Raw genomic sequence first — 19,345 nt, 5'->3', positions numbered from 1 at the left:
GTCGTTCCAATGTTGGAACAACGCTCCACACCGTGTCAAGATGAGCGGCATGACAACGCGGACCCGCCGGTCACAGCGGCGCACGGAGGCGCTCTCCCGGGAGCGCATCGTCGCGGCCGCGGTCGAAGTGCTCGACGCGACCGGTGAGAGCGGGCTGACCTTCCGGGTGCTGACCGAGCGCCTGGCCACCGGCCCGGGTGCGATCTACTGGCATGTGGCGAACAAGGGCGAGTTGCTCGCCGCCGCCACCGAGGCCGTGGTCACCGCCGCCGTCGCACCCGCTGTGCTCGCGGCCGCTGCGCCTACCGAGCCCGGCGCATCGGCCGCGCCCGGTACGGCTGCCGAGACCGGCACGTCCACAGGTGCCGAGGGCAGCGCGCCGCACACGGCCCAGCGGGCCACCGCCGCGCCTCGCGAGACGATCCGCACGGTCGCGCTCGGCCTCTACGACGCGATCGATACGCACCCGTGGCTCGCCACGCAGATCGCCGTGCAAGTGTCGGCCGGTCCCGGGGAGTCGGTGGCGCCCTTGATCTTCGAAACCATCGGCAGGCAGGTCCGCGCGCTCGGCGCACCCGAGCCGAGCCGGTTCGTCGTGACCTCGGTGCTGGTGCACTACATCCTCGGCGCCGCCGGTCAGAACGCCGCCAATGCCCGCAGTGCGGCGGCCGGCCGGGGCCGCGCCGAATTCCTCGACTCCGCCGCGGCGACCTGGCAGCGGCTCGATCCGGACGACTACCCGTTCCTGCGGTCCGTGGCGGACCAGATGCGCGTGCACGACGACCGCGAGCAGTTCCTCGCGGGTATCGATCTGGTGCTGGCCGGTATCGCCACCCTCGGCTGACACCGCCGCCACCCTCTAGGGTGAGGGCCATGGGAGCACCACTCGGCCGCCGCCGTGGGCCGATCGGGCTGTGGAGCCGGCTGCACGAGATCTGGCTGGAGTCGGCGCGGGCGGGCGCCCCGATGCCCGGCGAGCCGACGCTGGCGGCCCGGCTGGATGCCAGCCGGCCCGCGATCCGGGAGGCGCTGGTGCGGCTGGAGGAACGCGGGTACATCCATCGCCGCCAGGGCGCCGACACCCTGGTCAACCGGCGGATGCTCGAGGTGTCGGCGCGCATCGACGAGCAGATCGACCGCGCCGAGCTGATTGCCTCCACCGGTCGGCGCGCGTCGATGACGGTGGTGGACAACACGATCGGGACGCCGACGGCCGCGGAGTCGCAGCGCTACGAGGTGGCGGACGACCGGCCGCTGCTGCGGGTCACCAAACTCTGGTGCGCCGACGATGTCCCGGTGATCCTGGCCCACGACGCGGTCCTGCTCGCGGAACCGATCTCCGAGGAGATCGATGGCGGCGTACCGATTTTCGATATCGCCAGGCGGTGGGGCAGCGGCGCCCCGGAATGGGAGATCGTGCATCCGGCCGCGGTCGCCGCGCCGGACACCGACGCCGCCCTGCTGGGTATCGAGCCGGGCCGGCCCGCTCTTGCCCTGACCGTGGTCGGCGTCGGCAGCCGCGGCGACACCGCCTACTGGGCGTCGGAGTTGCATGCCACGGAGGCCTTCCAGCACACGCTGATCCGGCTGGTCCGCCGCTGACGCTCGTCAGACGGGAGCGAGCACCGGCGCCAGGTTCGGCCACACCTCCGTCACGAACAGCCGCAGCGAGCGCCGGGTGTGCTCGGGGCTCAGCCGGGGGAACTGGACCAGCAGGTCGAGCCGGTCGACCCCGGTGACGGCGAGATAGTCCAGCAGCATCGCGGTCACCTCGGCGGGCGAGCCGAGCAGGACGTTCGCCCGCAGCAGGCTGTCGTCGATCGTTGCCGCGTCGGCAGCCACAGCCGCGTCGGCAGCCACAGCCGCGTCGGCAGCCACAGCCGCCTCGGCAGCCACAGCCGCCTCGGCGGCCAGATAGCCCGCGGCGACGGCGTCGCGGGTGTAGCGCGCGTCCGGACCGGCGATCATCGGGCCGTACAGCTCGAAGGCCGGGGCGAACTCCGCCAGCGCCCGGTCCCTGGTGTCGGCGATGTGCACCGCGCGCACCCCGCGCACCGAGCCGGTGCCGCCGGCGTCGCGGTAGAGCCGGATGTGATCGGCCTGCGAATGCGCGTTCTCCGCCTGTCCCACCACGTAATTGAGCCCGTGGCGGGCGGCGTGCCGGACCGACTCCGGATCGCGGCAGGCGGCCCACATGTTGGCGCGCACCCGGGCGCCGTCGTCGAAGGTCAGGGTCGGCAGCCCGGAATCGGGGTCGCCGTCGAGCAGCCGGAGGATGTCGTCGACGCAGTCGCGGTACCGCTGCTGCCGGCGCACCCGTTCCTCGCCCTGGTGGCCGGTGCCCTGGCCCAGGCCGAAATCGGCGCGGCCGCCGGAGAGCAGATCGAGCATGCACATCTCCTCCGCGGCGCGGGCCGCGGGCAGGTCCGGCAGCACCTTCACCCCGGTGCCGAAACGCATGCCCGGAATTTCGGCGGCGGCCCGGGTGAGCAGCATCTCCGGATGCGGGATGCGGCCGAAGAATCGGTTGCCGTGCCGCACGTAATGGTGCTCGCCCACCCAGACGGATCCGAAGCCGAGTTCGGCGGCGAGCCGGAAATCGTCCAGGGCCCGTTCGACCAGTTGCGCCGTCGAGATGTCCGGGGTCTCCCACATCTGATACAGCAGGCCGATCGGCAGTCGTGATTCGTGCGACGTTGCGGGGTCGCGGGATTCGATGGTCATACACGCGCCTCTCGAGAAATACTCGTCAGCGACGCTAACACATGTCTGACAAGTTTTCCGGGTGCGCCGGAACGGCTTGTGTTACGGGATCATTGCCGACGCTAAAAACGTGTTGCATCACGGCTCCGGACGCGCGAAACGGACATCCGTGGTCATACGATCGGGGCGTCGGATGGTCGGACCGGTCAGACCAAGTGGAGGTGTCCATGGTTCCGCAACAGCCCGCGCTGGGTCGTCGCACCGCCTCGGTCGGCGCGGAGATCGTCGCGCACTTCGAGCGGCAGATCTCGAGCGGTGAGCTCGCCCCGGGCGCCAGGCTGCCCTCGGAGCGCGAATTGGCGTTGTCGCTCAACGTGTCCCGCACCTCGCTGCGGGAGGCGATGCACGAGCTCGAGGTCAAGAACATGGTGGTCCGGCGACCCGGCCGGGGCACGGTGGTGGCCGAGCCCGGCGCGAGGGCCACCGACCTCTACGAGCGCATCTCCGCCGCCGAGCGGACCCTGCGCGATGTCGCCGAACTGCGCGAGACGATCGAACCGAAGTTCGCCGAACTGGCCGCCGCCCGGATCACCGGCGCCACGCTGCTGGCGCTGGAAACCGTGCTGGAGAAGACGAGAACCCCACTGTCCCGAGCGGAGTCGATCGCACTGGACATCGAGTTCCACATGCTGATCGCTCAGGCGTCACAGAACCGGCTGCTGGTCGCGCTCGGCACCCTGGCCAACGAATGGACCGCCTCGACCCGGGCGCTGTCGCATGCCGACTCCCGGGCCCGGCAATTGTCGCACGAGGGTCATCAGCGCATTTATCTCGCGGTGCGCGAGCGCGACCCGGAATCCGCGCGGATCGCCATGTTGCGGCATCTCTCCGAAGTCGCGGAACTCACCCGCGAAAATCACCCATCGTTCTGATCGACGACGATCGGCACTTCGTCCAATCATTATTCAGAAAAGGCTCGGCCCATGCATTCGGTACGTTCACATCGGCGTCTCCTGCGCGCGGCGATCGCGGTCGTCACCGCCGTCGTGGCGCTGTCCGCGACAGCGTGCAGCAACAATTCCTCCAGTTCTCCGGCGAGCGCCGGGAAAATGACCGTCATATTGCCCTGGTATGCCGATCCTGAAGGCGGCGGGTATTTCGCCGCGCAATCCGAGAACCTCTACAAGAACGCCGGGCTGGACGTGACCCTGCAACCGGGCGGCCCGCAGGTGTCGGCCACCCAGCTGGTCGCCTCCGGCCGCGCGCAGATCGGCCACACCGACGCCGCGGGCATCGTGCAGGCGCAGCAGCAGGGCATTCCGATCGTCGCGGTCGCGGCGCTGTACCAGGACAATCCGGTCGGCATCCTGTCGCACAGCGATCAGAACATCACCTCCTTCGACCAGATGAAGGGCCGCACGCTGGTGAGCCAGGCCGGCGCGCTGTACCCGGTGTGGCTGGACAAGCAGCTCGGCGTGCCGATGCAGACCATGCAGTACCAGGGTTCGATCGCGAACTTCCTCAAGGATCCGAAGCTGTTGCAGCAGGGCTGGCCCACCAACGAGGTGCGCCAGGCCGAGGAATCCGGTGTCCCGGTGAATTTCACGCCGTACTCCGATTCCGGCTTCAACCCCTACAACGACGTGCTGTTCACCTCCAAGAGCTACTTCGACCAGCACAAGGACGATCTGAAGAAGTTCCTCCAGGCCAGCATGACCGGCTGGCACGACTACATGGGTGATGTCACCGTCGCCGGCGACGCCAACAAGGCGATCCTCGCCGCGAACAGCGAGCAGACTGCCAAGTCGATCTGGTATGCCTGGGACAAGCAGCGCAAGTACGTGACCGCCGGCGACGGCGCGAAGCAGCTCGGCGCGATGTCCGAGGACCGCTGGAAGACCCTGCTGGACCAGTTGCAGAAGCTCGGCCAGCTCACCAAGGCGCCCGCGACCTCGGATCTCTACGACGCGAGTCTGCTGCCGACGGTCGCCGCACCGGCGTCGCTGCCGGCGGCCCCGAGCGGATCGTACTGACATGACCGTCACCTCGCAGACCCGCGCCCTGGTGTCGTTCACCGGCGCGGACAAGGTGTACGGCAACGGTTTCCGTGCGCTCGCCCCGATCGACCTGGAGGTGGCGCGGGGCGAGATCACGGTGCTGGTCGGGCCGTCCGGCTGCGGGAAGACCACGCTGCTGCGGATGGCGGCGGGCCTGACCGAGCCGACCTCCGGCGCCATGTCCCGCGACACCGACCGGCTGTCGTACGTGTTCCAGGACCCGACCCTGCTGGCCTGGCGCACCGTGCAGGCCAATGTGGAGGTGATCGCCAAACTCCAGAAGGTGCCGCGCGCCGAACGCCGGGCGCGGGCGGCCGAGGCGATCCGGATGGTCGGGCTGGACGGATTCCAGAAGTCCTATCCGCGGGAACTGTCCGGTGGCATGAAAATGCGTGCGTCGCTGGCCCGTTCGGTGACCAGCGAGCCGGAACTGCTGCTCATGGACGAGCCGTTCGCCGCGCTGGACGAGTTCACCCGGGAGAAGATGGGCGCCGAACTGCTGCGACTGTGGCGGGACAGGCGGTTCAGCGTCCTGTTCATCACCCACTCCATCTACGAGGCCTGCACGCTGGGGCACCGGATCGCCATCATGGACACCGGGCCGGGACACATCGTCGAGGTGATCGACTCGCCCAGCCCGCCGTCGGTGGATCCCGGGCACGAGCGCGACGAACCGGCGCTGCGCGCGCTCCAGCAGCAGATCTCGATCATGCTCGGGAGTTTCCGCGAATGACGGTCATCGACAACATCTTCCACGCGGTCGCCGGCGCCGCACCGCAGCGCCGCAGCGGGACGACGGTCACGCTCACCGGCCGGGTCCGCCGGCTGCTGCCGCCGATCGGCGCGTTCGTGCTGGGAATCGCGTTGTGGCAGTTGATCATCGGAGTGTTCGACATTCCGTCGTACATGCTGCCGTCGCCGCGGACGCTGCTGGACACCCTCTGGGACGAACGCACCTCGATCTGGCAGCCCACCTGGGTGACGGTCCGGGAGTCCTATCTGGCCTTCGGACTGGCCACGGTCGCCGGGGTGGCGATCGCGCTGGTGATGTCGCGCTGGCGCCTGACCGAGCGCGGTTTCTATCCGTATCTCATCGTGTTGCAGACGATTCCGATCGTGGCGATCGCGCCGCTGTTCGTCGTCTGGATCGGCGCGGGGCAGACCACCAACATGCTGGTGGGCGCGATGATCGCGCTGTTCCCGGTGGCGGCGAACACCCTGCACGGGCTGAAGTCGATCGACCGGAATCTGGTGCAGCTCTACACCATGGCCGGGGCGCCGCCGCGGGTCACGCTGTTCTCGCTGCGGCTGCCCGGCGCCTCGCCGTCGATCCTGACCGGCATGCGGATCGCCGCGGGGTCCTCGGTCATCGGCGCGATCGTCGGTGAGTTCGTGGCCGGGGTCGGCGGTGGTCAGGGCGGGCTGGGCTACATCATCACGCAGAGCGCCGTGCAGTTGCGCACCCCGCAGCTGTTCGTGGCGGTGGTGATGGCCAGCGTGGTGTCGCTGGCGCTGTTCGCCGTCGTGGTCGTGCTGGAACGGCTGCTGCTCTCGCGGTGGCACGAATCGGCCCTCGCTGACGACGAGTGAGCCTGCGCCACAGCGTAATTGCGCCGACGAGGAATCAGGAGACAGGCATGGCACGAATATTCCGGTTGGCCCACCTCACCACCACGGAGGTGGCGGCCATCGACAAGTCCGACGCGGTCGTGGTGCAGCCCATCGGTGCGGTCGAACAGCACGGCCCGCATCTGCCGCTGATCACCGACGCGATGCATGCCGAGGCGATCGCGTGCGCGGCGGTCGAGTCGTTGCCGGACGACTCGAACGTCTGGGTGCTGCCGACGCTGCACTACGGCAAGTCCACCGAGCACCTCGGCCGCGCGGGCACCATCGCGATGTCGGCGGCGACGCTGACCGCGGTCTGCACCGATCTCGGTGATTCGCTGGCGGCCAGCGGTTTTCGCAAACTGGTGTTCGTCAACGGGCACGGCGGGCAGCCCGGTCTGCTCGACGTGGTGGCGCGCGACATCCGCTATCGGACCGGGCTGGAGGTGTTCCCGGTGATGCCGATGCGCTTCCCGGCGCCGCCGGAGGTGGATCCGTCCCTGGACGGCTTCGACATCCACGGCGGTTTCGGCGAGACCTCGCTGATGCTGGCGATCGCCCCCGAATTGGTGCACCAGGAGCGGGGTTTCCCCGACGGGCAGCAGGCCGCGGCCGCGTTCGCCCGCTACAAGCACCTGACACTGGAAGGGGTGCTGCCGACCGCCTGGCTGACCGACGACCTCTCCGAATCGGGGATCATCGGCGATCCGACCGCCGCCAGCGCCGATATCGGGAAGCTGATCCTGGCCTCGGCGGCGGCGCAGCTGGCCGAGGCGTTGCTCGAGGTGCGCGAGTTCGCCTTCCCCGCGCGCGGCGGGCAGCGATGACCGCCTCCGGCGCCGTGCTCGGCGCCCACCATCTGGCCTCGACCCCGGAGACCGTGCTCTGGGGCGAGCTGCCGTGCGCGGCGGATGCCGCGGCGGCGCGAATCGCGCCGGGCGAGACGATCACCATCGACACCGTGAGTCACGAGGGCATCCTGCCCGATCAGGGGCGTGACCCCCGGGAGTTCTTCGCCCGGTTCGGGGTGCCGGCCGACCGGGTGCCCGCCGACGCGGTGGAGATCGCCGCGTCGCTGCCCCGGTCGGCGGCTTCCGGCCCGCACGTGGTCACCGGCCCGATCGCGGTGCGCGGTGCGGCGGCCGGAGATCTGCTCGCGGTCACCGTGGTCGACCTGGCCCGCCGGGCCGATTTCGGGATCGTGTCGGCGCGGCACGGCCGGGGCGCACTGCCGGACAGCTATCCCGACGGCCCGGTGCACAGCGTGTTCTGCCGGGCCGACGGCGACGAAGGGTCACTGCCGCTGCGCCAGGACGAGGCCGCCTATCGCGGCGCGGGCCGGGCGATCCGCTTCCCGCTGCGGCCGTTCCTCGGCATCGTCGGGGTGGCGGCGGCCGGACCGGTCCGGCCGAATTCCATCCCGCCGGGGCTGTACGGCGGAAATCTGGACATCACCTGTCTCACCGTCGGCTCGACCCTGTATCTGCCGGTGCAGGTCGAGGAGGCGCTGTTGTACGTGGGTGATCCGCACTACGCGCAGGGCGACGGCGAGGTCGCGCTGACGGCCTTCGAGGCCCCGCTGCGCGCGACGCTGCGGGTCGAGGTGGTGCCCGGGGCGGCCCGGATCGCCGGCGGCCGCCCGTACGCGGAGACGGCCGATCTGCTGATCGCGATCGGCCTGGACCAGGATCTGGACGAGGCGTGCCGGGAGAGTGTGCGGGCCGCGCTGGACCTGCTCACCCACCGCTACGACGTGCCCGGCGAGCTGGCCTACGCCTATCTCAGCGCGGCCGCCGACGTGCGCATCTCGCAGGTGGTGGACCAGGTGAAGGGCTGTCACACGGTGATCCGCAAGGCCGATTTCCGGGAGCTGGACGGTCGATCGCTGTGACGGCCACGGCCTCCGCCGACGCTGTCGAACGGTCCCCGGGCCTCGATTCAGCCGGATCCGGACCCGGTTGCGCAACAGCCGTTTCCGGCCGTACTCACCAGGTCTGGTCGGCGGAACGGACCAGCATCTCGTTGACCGCGACCCGCCGATCCCGGCCGACCATGTAGGTGACCGCGTCAGCGATGTCCTCGGGGGCGAGCCGTTCGATGGCGCCGACCTGGGCCTGCACACTCTCGCGCAGTTCGGCGCGGGTGTGCGTGGCCAGGTCGGTGTCGACGGTGCCGGGCTCGACCACGCCGACGCGCACGCGCTGCGGTTGCAGTTCCTGCCGCAGTGCCTCGCTGAACGCGTTCACGCCGAATTTGGTGAGGTTGTAGACGGCGTTCCCGGCGCGGGCCACCCGCCCGGCGGTGGAGCTGATGGTGACGATGTCGGCGACCCGGCGCGGTCCGGTGGCCGCGGATTTCACCAGATGCGGAATTGCGGCCTGTGTAACGTACAGCGTCCCGGTGAGATTCACATCGATCATGCTTTCCCATTCGCCCTCGGGCGCCTCGGCCACCGGGCCGACCAGCATCACCCCGGCGTTGTTGACGACGATGTCCAGCCGTCCGAACGCCGCGATCGCGTGCTCGACCGCGCGCAGGGCCTGCGCCCGCTCGGTGATGTCGGCCGCGAACGCCTCGGCCACCCCGCCGCGCTCGCGGATCTGCGCCGCGACCTGTTCCAGCGGGCCGGGACGGCGGCCCACCAGCACGACCGCCGCACCCGCTGCCGCGAGGTCGCGCGCGATGGCCGCGCCGATGCCGGTTCCGGCACCGGTGACCAGCGCCGCTGTTTCTGCCAGTTGTGCCATGACGGATCTCCGTTCGAGACGAATGCCCGTTTCCCGGGCTCTCGCCAGCATAACGGACCTCCGTTCCGTTAACAACGGACCGTTGTTCTGTTAAGGTTGCCCCGTGTCGGAACCGCTTCCCTTCCGGCGGGCCCGCCGGCCCGAACAGGTCGAGTTGCGCCGCGCGGCGATCTTCACCGCGGCGCGGGAGGCGCTCGCGGGCCGTTCGGTGCGCGAGATCACGCTGCGCGAACTCGCCGAGGGTGCGGGCGTCGCCAAATCCCATGTGCTGCGCTATTTCGACAGCCGTGAGGCGGTGTTCCTGGAACTGCTCGCCGAGGACTGGGCGGCCTGGCTGGACGACCTGGCCGACCGGATCGGCACCGCCGCCGTCCCGGCCGGCGATCCGGCGCAGCGGCTGGGATCGCTGCTGGCCGAGACATTGCGGGCGCGGCCGGTGCTCTGCGACCTGTTCGCCGCCATGTCGGGCGAGTTGGAGGCCAACGTCTCACTCGCGTCGGCGCGGGCCTTCAAGCGGCGCGGCTACGACTACACCACCCGCCTCGCCGAACTCGCCGCCCGCGCCGCACCCGGCCTGTCCGAGGCCGCCGCGATCGCGTTCGCCCGCGCGCTGATCGCCGGCGTGGCCGGACTGTGGCCGTTCACCAATCCCAACGAGATCGTCGCCACCGCCAGCCTGGAATTCGGGCAGCGACTCGGGCCGGACCGGTTCGAGCGCGAATTGCGGGACACCGCAACGGCACTGATCATCGGCTTCCGTGCACGCGGGGGCTGAGCAGGGCTTCCGGCCTGGCGGGGGGCGGTCGCCGAGGGTGCGGGAGTCCGGCGGGTGGCGGTCGTCAGCGGCGGTGAAGCCACCACCGACATCACGGTGACCGGGGAGAGCAGCCTCCGACGCCTTCCGGACCGTCTTCGCGGCAGCGCAGAGCCGAACGCGTGCACGCGGGCGATCCCGGTCAGCCCTGGCGGTGGTGTACGAGCAGGCGAGTGAGCAGGTCGATCAGTACGGCGCGGTCCGCGTCGGGCAGTGGTTCGAGCATCCGCTCCTGCACCGTGTCGAGTTCGCGCTCGATGCTCCGCAATTGCGCGCCGCCGGCCGCGGTCAGGCTCACGATATTGCGCCGCCGGTCGGCCGGATCCGGTGTGCGCTCGACGAATCCGCGGTCGGCGAGTTCGTTGATCGCCGCCACCACATCGCTGCGATCCATGGTGCAGTGCCGGCCCAGATCCGCCTGGCTGGCCGGCCCGAACTCGTCGAGTGCGGCCAGGATCCGATAGTGGTAGCCGCGCCCGCCCAGCGTGGCGAAGGCGCCGGAGGACAGCCGGTGCGCGTGCACCGCCAACTGGGTGAGCAACCAGGTCGGCTTCACGGTCAGGCGCGCGGGGATCTTCTCCACCGATTCAGCCTACATAGTTGGCGCCGCCAACGAACACGACTATAGTTGGCGTCACCAACATTGGTATCACCAACGAAAGAAGCAGACGTCATGTCCACCGATTCCGCCCTCGCCGACCGTCTCGACATCACCGATCTGTTCACCCGACTGGGCCGCCTGCTCGACGAGCGCCGGTGGGACGACCTCGGCACCGTCTACGCCGAGGATGTGGCGGTGAACTCGCCGCGCATGCAGGTGCGCGGCCTCACCGAAGTGCTCGGCTTCGTGCGCACCGGCACCGCCGCCGAGGGCGAGCACACCCAGCACACCACCACCGACGTCCTGGTGGACGTCGAGGGCGATCGGGCTACCGCCTCGGCGAATTCGTTCGTGTACTACTACCGCGACGGCGAACGGCCGCACCAGACCAGCGGCCTGCGGCTGGCCGTCGTCGCGAGCCGGACGCCGGCGGGCTGGCGGATCAGCGAATCGCGGATCTCACTGGCGTGGACGACCAAGGACTGATCATCCGCGGCCCGCTTCGGCGGGAGCGCAGCCCGGCGCCGCGATTCCGCCGAAGAGGTTGTCCAGCAGGCGATCCGCGAAAGCGGTGGTCAGCGGCTGGGCGGGCATCAGCAGCCGGTGGTAGCAGGCGCCCCACAGCTGATCCACCACCGTCTCCGGATCCACGTCGGCGCGAAGCAACCCCTGCCGGCGAGCGCCGGACAAGCGCTCGACGGCCAGCCGGCGGCGCGGCCGGACATACTGCTCGGCCAGCGCGGCGGCCAGTTCCGGATCGCGCTGCGCGGTGCCGATGATCTCCGCGATCACCTGGCCGCGCTCGCGCAGCAGTCCGACGAACGCGTGCAATTGCGTGGTGAGGTCGGCGCGGATGTCGCCGGTGTCCGGGAACGCCAGTACCGGCTCGAGCGCGTCGAAGTAGGCCTCGAAGGCGAGACTGCCCGGTGACGCCCACCACTTGTAGAGGGTCGTCTTGCTCACCCCGGCCCGGGCGGCCACCTTCTCGAAGGTGACGTTGCGGACGCCGTCGGTGAACAGCAGATCGGCGGCGGCCGCGAGGGTCGCGCGGCGCACATCCTCGGCCCGGCGGCGGCCCCGGCCCGGCTCCAACAATGGAAAGACATTGTCGGCCTCGTTCGTTCGCATCTCGGTCGGCCCCTCGTCTCGCCCGGCTCCGGGTCTCCATTCTGGTGCCATACACCCGTCAAAACTATATAGACGTTCCGTTCACATAATCGCCGAGCCGGCGAGGTGTCCTAGCCTGGACGGCATGGCATCCGACCACGGCAGGCCCACCCGCTCCCCCGCGACCCCGCTGACGCCGATCCCGAACGAGGTCCGCCCATCGGCGGCGGAGGAGGCGAGAACCGTTGCCGCCTCGACGAATACGGCCACGCTCGCGACGCTGACCGGCGAGGGCGACCCCTGGGCCTCGTTCGTCACCTTCGGCCTGCTCGAGGGGCAGCCGGTGCTGTGCCTGTCGGTGATGGCCGAGCACGGCCGCAACCTGGCCGCCGATCCGCGCGCGAGCCTGGCGATCGTCGCCCCCGACGTGCCGTCGGACCCGCTGGCCGCGGCGCGGGTCACGCTGGCCGGCGTGGTGCAGCGCCCCGAGGGGGACGAACTGGCCGCCGCCCGCGCGGCCCACCTGGCGGCGGTACCGGCCGCCGAGATCTACATCGACTTCACCGATTTCACGCTCTGGGTGCTGCGGGTGCGGCGGGTCCGCTGGGTCGGCGGCTACGGCCGGATGGATTCGGCGACGGCCGAGGCGTACGCGACCGCCGCCCCGGATCCGATCACCCCCACCGCCGCCCGCGCGGTCGCCCACCTCAACGACGACCATGCCGACGCCCTGCTGGACATGGCCCGCACCCTCGGCGGCTACCCCGACGCCACCGCGGCCGTCTGCGACCGCGCCGACCGCTACGGCCTGGACCTGCGGGTGCAGACTCCGCGTGGCCCGGCCGCCACCCGCGTCGGCTATACCGCACCGCTCACCTCACCCGGCGAACTGCGCTCCGCCACAGTCGAATTGACGCAACTGGCCCGCGCCGGCCGATGACGCCCCCGGGCGGGACGGCCACTCGGGGAACACGGTCACGAATGCCGAAAAAGGCACCGGCAGTGTATTTTTCGAACCTCCTCGGCCAGGGCTGTCGGCACCACGAGTAGACCGGCAGCGGTGTCCGTACCGGTCCACGCGCGGCGGGCGGACCTTCCGATGCCGACCGGCGGGCGGTGGCCGGAAGGCGATGCGGCAGCCGGAAATGCGCCAGGCATGTCACACTTGCCGGGTGACCGAGCCGCTGCCCGCGCGCCGGCGCGGCCCGCGGACCGACGCGCTGCGCAACGACGCCCTGATCCTGCGGGCCGCCGCGCGGGTGCTGGCGCAGGATCCGGCCGCGACCATGCAGCGCATCGCGGACGAGGCGGGTGTCGTCCGGCTCACCGTCTACCGGCGCTACCGCACCCGGGATGCGTTGCGCACGGCCGTGTTCGAGGTGGCGGCCGCGGAGGCGGGGCAGGCCGTCGAGCGGGCGCGGTCCCGGCAGGCCGACACCCTCACGACGCTGCGGGCCCTGATCGTCGAGATGGCCCGCATCGCCCAGCGATATCCGCTGATCGTCGTCGGCACCGACCTGAAACCCCTGCCGGGGCAGGGACGGCGGCCGGCGCCGCCGCCCGCCACGCGCGCCTTGCACCGCACCGTGCACGAGTTGGTGCTGCGCGGGCAGCAGGAGGGGGTGTTGCGGACGGATCTGCCCGCCGAGCTGTTCCCGCTGGCCATGACGGGGACACTCAACACCGCCGTCCGGTTCACCGCCGCCCTCGGTCTGGACCCCGAGGCGCTCGGCGCGCAGATCGCCGATCTGGTGCTGTCCGGGACGACGCCGCGAACCGCTGCGGCACAACCGGTTTCAGGCCAGTGACACCAGGCGGGCGCCGCCGTCGGCCTCGACCACCGTGCCGGTGATCGTGCGGTTGGTGGCGACCGCGACGGTGATGTCGGCGATGTCCTCGGCGGTGGCGATGTGCCGCGCGGGCAGCGCCTGCGCCGCCCGCGCGAAGTAGTCGCGCCGGACTTCCTCGGGCAGGCCGCTCCACCAGGGCGTGTCGACGAATCCCGGCGAGATGCCGTTGACCCGGATCGGAGCCAGTTCGGCGGCAAGGGGTTTCACCATCGCCTCGACCGCGCCGTTCACCGCGGCGATGCCCGCGGTGCCCGGCATGCCCGCGCGAGCGGTGACCGCGCCGATCAGGGTGATCGAGCCGGTCGGCGCGAGCCGCGGCAGCACCGCCTGGATCGTGGCGAGGTGCCCCCAGAACTTGGCGTCGAAGGCGCGCCGGAGCATGGTGTGGTCCAGTTCGGCGATCGGGCCGGCGCCCTCACTGCCGGCCAGTGTTACCACCAGCCAGTCGACGGCGCCGATCACCGCGGCGACCGCTGCTATCGCGGCCCGGTCGGCGCCGTCGGCCCGGTGGCCGATCAGCTCCGGGTCGGTACCGGCGACCTCGTCCAGGCGCTGCTTGCCGCGGCCGACGATGTGCACGGTCGCGCCGCGGTCGCGCAATTGCCGCGCGGTGGCCAGGCCGATGCCGGAGGTGCCGCCGACCACGAGTGCTACAGGGGAATTCATCGGGGAGATCCCTTCGATCACTGCGGGAGTTCCATTTCGAACCGAACCGTCTCGGTTCGATTTACGCTAACATCGGTTCCGATGAACGACAAGCCCACCGCCCGCCCGGGGCGCAAACGCAGCGACGACAGCCGGATGGCGATCCTCACCGCCGCCTTCGAACTCACCGCCGAACGCGGCTATGCCGGGTTGACGATCGAGGGCATCGCCACTCGCTCCGGCGCCGGCAAACAGACCATCTACCGCTGGTGGCCGTCGAAAGCCGATGTGCTGCTGGACGCGATGGCCACCAAGGCCGACCTGTACGTGCCGATCCCCGACGAAGGCAGCTACGCCGCGGACCTGCGGAAATTCCTGGCCGACAGCTTCGCCCTCGGCCGCGACGAGACCGTGGTGGCGGCGCTGCGGGCCCTGATGGCCCACGCCCAGGTCGACACCGAATTCGGCCTGCGCTGGCGCGGAGAGTTCCTGCAACGCCGCCGCGACGCGCTGCTGACCATCGTCGAACGCGCGCGCGTCCGCGGCGAGACACCGCCGGGCCTGACCCCGGATACGGTGGCGGACATCGTCTTCGGCACCATCTGGTACCGCCTGCTGGCCACCGACCGGCCCGTATCCGCCGGCCTGGCCGAGGAACTCGTCGCCGCCGTCACCCGCCCCGATACCCGAGGAGCAGGCGCGATCGCGGTGCGGTAATCCGGGTTCCGGATCTGGAACGCCGGGCTGATCCCCGCGTGCGCGCAGGCGTCGGGCAACACCCGGCGACAGGACCCGTCGGTGAACTCGTCATCATCCAGCAACGCGGTGCGAGGTCCGGAAATCGCTTGTCCCGCACCCGCCACGGCGGCGAAGATCACCGGTGTGACCACCGACCTCCCTGCCGCCCGGCCCACCGGCATCGACGTGCCCAGCGCACTGGCCGCCCTGCTGACGGTGGTGCTGTGGTCCTCGGCGTTCGTCGCCATCCGCGACGCCGGCCCCACCCTGTCCCCCGCCCCCATGGCCCTGCTGCGCCTCGCGGTCGCCGCGGTCGCGCTGACGGTGCCTGTGATGGCCCGCGGCGGCGTGGCGGCCCGCCTGCCGCGCACCCCCCGGCCGTGGCTGCTGATCACCGGCTACGCGGTGCTGTGGCTGGCCGCCTACACCGTCGCCCTGAACACCGGCGAACGCCACGTCGACGCCGGCACCGCCGCCCTCCTGGTCAACCTGGCCCCGCTGCTGGTCGCCTTCACCGCCGCGGCCCTGTTCGGCGAACGCCTCACCCGCTGGCTGATCGCCGGCGCCGCGATCTCCCTGACCGGCGTGGCGATCATCGCCTTCGGCACCGGCAGCGGCCACCGCGACAGCCTCGGCGTCCTGCTGTGCCTGCTCGCCGCCGTCCTCTACGCCGCCGGCGTGCTGGTACAGAAACCCGCTCTGCGCCACGTGGATCCGCTCACCGCGATCTGGCTGGGCTGCGTGATCGGCACCGTGGTCCTGCTCCCGTGGACCCCACACCTGCTCACCGAACTGTCCACCGCCCCCACCCGCACCATCGCCGACGGCATCTACCTCGGATTGGTCCCCACCGCACTGGGTTTCACCCTCTGGTCCTTCGCCCTGCGCCGCACCGACGCCGGCCGTCTCACCGCGAGCACCTACGCGGTCCCCGCCGTCTCCACCCTGATGTCCTGGGTGATACTGGGCGAAACCCCCGCCCCCGTGGTCTTCGCAGGCGGCGTCCTCTGCCTCCTGGGCGTCGCCGTCTCCCGCCGCCGCAGCGCCCGTCCGACACCGAATACCGTGACAGCGCAACGATAACCGGGCGCTTCGCGGCAGAGCGCCGGTGCAGTGGTCGCGCTGGAGATCAGCGGCCGACGCGGAGGTGGCAGTCGGATTCGTCGCCTGCGGGTCAGGAGTTATCGGGACACGGTCGCGGGGATCGGGTTGTGGCGATGATGAGGGCGCTGACGGCGAGTGGGGGTAGTGCCCACAGTGCGGCGGTGCTGTAGCCGTTCGGGGTGGGAAGCAGTGTGCAGGCGGGGGTGGCGGCGGCGAGCAGGAAGCCGGCGAGTGCGCTGCCGATGCTCATTCCGATGCTGCGGGCGATCTGATTGATCGAGAGCACGCTGGCTGTCTCTTCATGGGGCACATCGACGAGGACGAGTTTCGGCATCACGGCGAAGACGCCTCCGACGGCGAACCCGAGCAGTGCGATGGCGGTGAGGACTGCGGGCAGTGACCGGTGGTCGGCGGCGAACAGCAGGGCGCCGGCGACGGCGATCGCCACCGAGAGCGTGTAGGTCCACCGTTCCGTGATGCCCGCGACCAGATGTGGGACCGCTTTTCCCGCGACGAACCCGAGCAGCGAGAACGGGATCAGTGCTGCGCCCGCGGCGACACCGGGAAGGGAGAATCCGTAGTGGGCGCCCGCAGGGGTCTGCACGTAGCGGGTGAACAGGCTGAACAGCAGGTACAGACTCGTCCCGGCCACGAGTATCGCCAGGTTCGCGCGCAGGACGGGCCCTTGGACGAGCAGTCGCAGGTTCACCAGCGGCGTCGTGGCGCGCAGTTCGACGAATGCCCACACGACCAGGACCACGGCGGAGGCGGCGAGGATGCCACCGGCCGGCCATGCGGTCGCCCATATCGAGGGTTCGGCGACGACCACGAGAAGTCCGAGGGTGCCGACGGCGAGCAGCAGTGCACCGGTGACGTCGATGCGGGGCAGCTTTCCGGGCGCTTCGAGAGGCAGTGTCCGCCAGGCGATGACGAACGCGGCCGCGGACAGGAACACTCCGAGTCCGTATGCCGCGCACAGTCCCGCGAGTTGGTCGATCAGGCTGATCGCCGGGTAGCCGACCCCGATGCCGACGGTCGTCGCGACCGACAACGCGGCGATCGTCGACGCGGAGCGCTCGGCCGGCAGGTGTGTGCGGGCAACACTCATCAGCAGCGCCCCGACCGCGACCGCGAGCCCCTGGAGGCCGCGTCCGATGAGCAACGCCGCGAACGGAAGCGGGAGCACCGTCAGCAGCCCGCCCGCCATGACCAGGGCCAGGGTGGCCAGGATCGTGACGCGACGGTACGGGCCGCCGCCGAGCCTGCCCAGCACCGGGCCCGCGATCGCGCCGCTGAACAGGGTCACCGTCAGGGTCCACTGCGCCGCGGCGAGGGACGTGTGCATTCCCGTGGCGACCGCGGTGATGAGGGGCGCTCCCACGCTGCCGATCACCGCTCCGGCCAAGGCCGTGCACACCAGTGCGGTGCCGAGCGATCCGTCCCGCCGGGCGGCGACGTCGCCGTGGGTGTTCATCGATTCGTCTCGGTGGTGATGTGCGCGAACAGACCCGACTGGATCCGGGTGCGGACACCCTCGGCCCACGCGGCGTCGACGTTCTCGACATCCATTGCGGCACCGGCGTTCAGCAGCATCCCGAAGGCGAGGAATGTTTTCACGGTCACCGGTTCGAGTCCGGTGCCCTCTTCGGCTGTGCGCCACATCCGCGCGAAACACGATCGCACCGCGTCCCTCACCTCCGGGTCGCCACATGCGGCGAAACCCTGAAGCTGCAACAACAACCCGGTCCGATCGGCCAGCAGGTCGAAGTACTGGGCGCCCATCGCCGACAGCGACGCCAAGCCGGCCTTCCCCTCGCCCGCCTCTCGCATGCCGTCACCGACACGTTCGAACGCCGCCCGGACCAGTTCCAGGAACAGGGCTTTCTTCGTCCCGAACATCCGGAACACATACGCCTGCGTGATCCCCGCATCCCTCGCGATCGCCTCCGTCGACGCCCCGTGCAACCCGTGTTCCGCGAATTCCTTCGCGGCGATGGCCAGCACCTGGGCGCGCCGTTCGGTCCCACTCATCCGTTCGGCCACGCCGCCAAGTTACCAGTTACTAACTACTAAACAAGTGTGACATCGCCTACCCCGCCACCCACTCGGTCACACCGGGGGGAGTCTCACAGGACCGGCACAGGTGGCCGGTGTTGCGGTCCTGCAGGACGATGAACGGTACTCGGCACAGGTCGCCGAAGGGCCGGTTTTCGCTTTCTCCGACCCGCTCTCAGGCACTGTCACCTGGCCGGATGTAGGCGCGCGGTGCGCATTCCGGCCTTCGGGTTGCGACCTGTTCGGGCAGTGCACACCTCGCTTGTCCACCGAGAACCAGAACCGACTTCGTGGATATCGGGGGCCGGCCGGAACTCGGCGGACACGAAGGCAACCGCTCGAATGTGTTCAGGCGTTGTGGGCAACGGGCAACTCGATCAGGTCGCGCCCGCTGGATCCGGGCGGCCACCCCTGTTCGGCGGCAGTACTTTTCACAGGGGCTCACCCCCGCCCGGGCAGCATGGCCAGGGCCTGTGACCGCTGGGCGACCAGGCCGTCGTAGGTGCCGTTGCGCTCGGCCCAGCGGTGCATGAGGACGCCCTGGACCAGGATCTCGTGTGGGGTGGGTTCGGTGTGGAGCAGGTCCATCACCTCGGTGGCGTAGTCGGCCAGCGGGATCGCGTGCGGGTTGATCCGGGTGTGTTCGGGCTGGATGGCGACGGCCGGGGGGACGAGTTCGCTGACCTCGACGCCTGTTCCCGCCAGCTGGGCGCGCAGGGCTTCGGAGTAGGCGTGGACACCCGCCTTCGAGGCGGCGTAGCTGGGCATGACCGGGAATGGGAGGAAGGCGATTCCGGAGGTGACGGTGATGATCGTGCCGGCGCCGCGGGTGAGCAGATGTGCGGTGAAGGCGTCGATGACGCGGATGGTGCCCAGCAGGTTGGTGGCGATCGTCTGCTCGGCGGCCGTGATGTGCGCGGGATCGTGCAGATCTTCGGGGATCATGACGCCGGACATCGTCACGATGGTGTCGAGATCGGGGTGGTCACGCAGGATGGCGTCACGAGCGGCCGTGACGCTGTCGGGATCGGTCACGTCGATGGTGACGGTGGCGAAGCCCTCGGCTCCGATGCGGTCGAGCAGGTCGGTGCGGCGGCCGCCGACGATGACGGTACTGCCCGCCGCGGCGAACCGCCGGGCCAGTTCGAGACCGATTCCCGAGGTGGCGCCGGCGATGAAGACGGTGCGGGTGGTGATGTCCATGGAATTCTCCGATCGGATCCGGTCTGTTCGGGTCAGGTCGAGTGTCGATCGGTGCTGTGCGCGGCGGTAGTGCCCCGGTGATCCGGGGTCCCCACGGGACCCCCCTCGCCACT

Annotated in this window: 22 protein-coding genes; 14 read left to right on the top strand and 8 right to left on the bottom strand. The window is 70.4% G+C overall.

What is annotated here, in order from left to right; translation table 11 throughout:
* Window positions 1–49 precede the first annotated feature (49 nt).
* Both LBW94_RS05135 and LBW94_RS05130 read left to right on the top strand, forming a co-directional pair.
* Window positions 50–844 (top strand): TetR/AcrR family transcriptional regulator C-terminal domain-containing protein, encoded by a 795-nt coding sequence (locus tag LBW94_RS05135; RefSeq protein ID WP_225058728.1) that lies wholly within the window; start codon window positions 50–52, stop codon window positions 842–844.
* A gap of 29 nt (window positions 845–873) precedes the next feature.
* On the top strand, window positions 874–1,602 hold the full coding sequence (locus LBW94_RS05130) for a GntR family transcriptional regulator (RefSeq protein WP_225058727.1): 729 nt from the start codon (window positions 874–876) through the stop codon (window positions 1,600–1,602).
* Window positions 1,603–1,608: 6 nt separating this feature from the next.
* On the opposite strand, the gene LBW94_RS05125 is transcribed toward LBW94_RS05130, so the two are convergent.
* On the bottom strand, window positions 1,609–2,724 hold the full coding sequence (locus tag LBW94_RS05125) for an LLM class flavin-dependent oxidoreductase (RefSeq protein WP_225058726.1): 1,116 nt from the start codon (window positions 2,722–2,724) through the stop codon (window positions 1,609–1,611).
* 206 nt (window positions 2,725–2,930) lie between these two features.
* Between LBW94_RS05125 and LBW94_RS05120 the strand changes: the two genes are divergently transcribed.
* The 6 genes from LBW94_RS05120 to LBW94_RS05095 are packed head-to-tail and all read left to right on the top strand — an operon-like array spanning window position 2,931 to window position 8,259.
* Window positions 2,931–3,635 (top strand): FadR/GntR family transcriptional regulator, encoded by a 705-nt coding sequence (locus tag LBW94_RS05120; RefSeq protein ID WP_225058725.1) that lies wholly within the window; start codon window positions 2,931–2,933, stop codon window positions 3,633–3,635.
* 51 nt (window positions 3,636–3,686) lie between these two features.
* Window positions 3,687–4,736 (top strand): ABC transporter substrate-binding protein, encoded by a 1,050-nt coding sequence (locus tag LBW94_RS05115; protein ID WP_225058724.1) that lies wholly within the window; start codon window positions 3,687–3,689, stop codon window positions 4,734–4,736.
* A gap of 1 nt (window position 4,737) precedes the next feature.
* Window positions 4,738–5,493, top strand: a complete 756-nt coding sequence (locus tag LBW94_RS05110; protein WP_225058723.1) for an ABC transporter ATP-binding protein — start codon at window positions 4,738–4,740, stop codon at window positions 5,491–5,493.
* On the top strand, window positions 5,490–6,350 hold the full coding sequence (locus LBW94_RS05105) for an ABC transporter permease (protein ID WP_225058722.1): 861 nt from the start codon (window positions 5,490–5,492) through the stop codon (window positions 6,348–6,350). The genes LBW94_RS05110 and LBW94_RS05105 overlap by 4 nt, the downstream gene beginning before the upstream one ends.
* Window positions 6,351–6,397: 47 nt before the next feature.
* Window positions 6,398–7,195 (top strand): creatininase family protein, encoded by a 798-nt coding sequence (locus tag LBW94_RS05100; protein ID WP_225058721.1) that lies wholly within the window; start codon window positions 6,398–6,400, stop codon window positions 7,193–7,195.
* On the top strand, window positions 7,192–8,259 hold the full coding sequence (locus LBW94_RS05095; RefSeq protein ID WP_225058720.1) for an acetamidase/formamidase family protein: 1,068 nt from the start codon (window positions 7,192–7,194) through the stop codon (window positions 8,257–8,259). The genes LBW94_RS05100 and LBW94_RS05095 overlap by 4 nt, the downstream gene beginning before the upstream one ends.
* Before the next feature lie 94 nt (window positions 8,260–8,353).
* Here the strand turns inward: LBW94_RS05095 and LBW94_RS05090 are convergent, their stop codons facing one another.
* Complete coding sequence (locus LBW94_RS05090; RefSeq protein WP_225058719.1) at window positions 8,354–9,115, bottom strand: SDR family NAD(P)-dependent oxidoreductase; 762 nt, start codon at window positions 9,113–9,115, stop codon at window positions 8,354–8,356.
* Between the two features lie 103 nt (window positions 9,116–9,218).
* Here LBW94_RS05090 and LBW94_RS05085 point away from each other — a divergent pair, with 103 nt between their 5' ends.
* Window positions 9,219–9,890, top strand: coding sequence for a TetR family transcriptional regulator (locus LBW94_RS05085; RefSeq protein WP_225058718.1), 672 nt, complete (start codon window positions 9,219–9,221; stop codon window positions 9,888–9,890).
* Between the two features lie 181 nt (window positions 9,891–10,071).
* On the opposite strand, the gene LBW94_RS05080 is transcribed toward LBW94_RS05085, so the two are convergent.
* Window positions 10,072–10,512: a MarR family winged helix-turn-helix transcriptional regulator gene (locus LBW94_RS05080; RefSeq protein WP_225058717.1), complete on the bottom strand. Its 441-nt coding sequence runs from the start codon at window positions 10,510–10,512 to the stop codon at window positions 10,072–10,074.
* A gap of 90 nt (window positions 10,513–10,602) precedes the next feature.
* Between LBW94_RS05080 and LBW94_RS05075 the strand changes: the two genes are divergently transcribed.
* Window positions 10,603–11,016, top strand: coding sequence for a nuclear transport factor 2 family protein (locus tag LBW94_RS05075; protein ID WP_225058716.1), 414 nt, complete (start codon window positions 10,603–10,605; stop codon window positions 11,014–11,016).
* On the opposite strand, the gene LBW94_RS05070 is transcribed toward LBW94_RS05075, so the two are convergent.
* Window positions 11,017–11,658, bottom strand: coding sequence for a TetR-like C-terminal domain-containing protein (locus LBW94_RS05070; protein ID WP_225058715.1), 642 nt, complete (start codon window positions 11,656–11,658; stop codon window positions 11,017–11,019).
* A gap of 124 nt (window positions 11,659–11,782) precedes the next feature.
* On the opposite strand from LBW94_RS05070, the gene LBW94_RS05065 reads away from it, so the two are divergent.
* Entirely contained in the window at window positions 11,783–12,577 is a 795-nt protein-coding gene (locus LBW94_RS05065; RefSeq protein ID WP_225058714.1) for a DUF2470 domain-containing protein, read from the top strand.
* Between the two features lie 232 nt (window positions 12,578–12,809).
* Window positions 12,810–13,445 (top strand): TetR/AcrR family transcriptional regulator, encoded by a 636-nt coding sequence (locus tag LBW94_RS05060; protein WP_225058713.1) that lies wholly within the window; start codon window positions 12,810–12,812, stop codon window positions 13,443–13,445.
* Here LBW94_RS05060 and LBW94_RS05055 read toward each other — a convergent pair.
* Window positions 13,434–14,153, bottom strand: coding sequence for an SDR family oxidoreductase (locus LBW94_RS05055; protein WP_225058712.1), 720 nt, complete (start codon window positions 14,151–14,153; stop codon window positions 13,434–13,436). The genes LBW94_RS05060 and LBW94_RS05055 overlap by 12 nt on opposite strands.
* Before the next feature lie 81 nt (window positions 14,154–14,234).
* Here LBW94_RS05055 and LBW94_RS05050 point away from each other — a divergent pair, with 81 nt between their 5' ends.
* Window positions 14,235–14,849, top strand: a complete 615-nt coding sequence (locus LBW94_RS05050) for a TetR/AcrR family transcriptional regulator (protein WP_225058711.1) — start codon at window positions 14,235–14,237, stop codon at window positions 14,847–14,849.
* Between the two features lie 165 nt (window positions 14,850–15,014).
* A complete protein-coding gene (locus LBW94_RS05045; RefSeq protein ID WP_225058710.1) occupies window positions 15,015–15,953 on the top strand; it encodes a DMT family transporter in 939 nt (312 codons plus the stop codon).
* 91 nt (window positions 15,954–16,044) lie between these two features.
* On the opposite strand, the gene LBW94_RS05040 is transcribed toward LBW94_RS05045, so the two are convergent.
* The 3 genes from LBW94_RS05040 to LBW94_RS05030 form a co-directional block, all read right to left on the bottom strand.
* The gene (locus LBW94_RS05040; RefSeq protein ID WP_225058709.1) at window positions 16,045–17,448 is read right to left on the bottom strand and encodes an MFS transporter; all 1,404 of its coding nucleotides are present in this window, start codon (window positions 17,446–17,448) and stop codon (window positions 16,045–16,047) included.
* Window positions 17,445–18,017, bottom strand: a complete 573-nt coding sequence (locus LBW94_RS05035; protein WP_225058708.1) for a TetR/AcrR family transcriptional regulator — start codon at window positions 18,015–18,017, stop codon at window positions 17,445–17,447. Before LBW94_RS05035 ends, LBW94_RS05040 begins: the two co-directional genes overlap by 4 nt.
* 453 nt (window positions 18,018–18,470) lie before the next feature.
* Window positions 18,471–19,232: an SDR family oxidoreductase gene (locus LBW94_RS05030; protein WP_225058707.1), complete on the bottom strand. Its 762-nt coding sequence runs from the start codon at window positions 19,230–19,232 to the stop codon at window positions 18,471–18,473.
* Between the last annotated feature and the right edge of the window lie 113 nt (window positions 19,233–19,345).

It is taken from the genome of Nocardia sp. alder85J (assembly GCF_020176955.2).
Classification (GTDB): Bacteria; Actinomycetota; Actinomycetes; order Mycobacteriales; family Mycobacteriaceae; genus Nocardia.
Note: the sequence above shows the minus strand (reverse complement) of the source record. Positions and strands in the feature narration are given on the sequence as shown.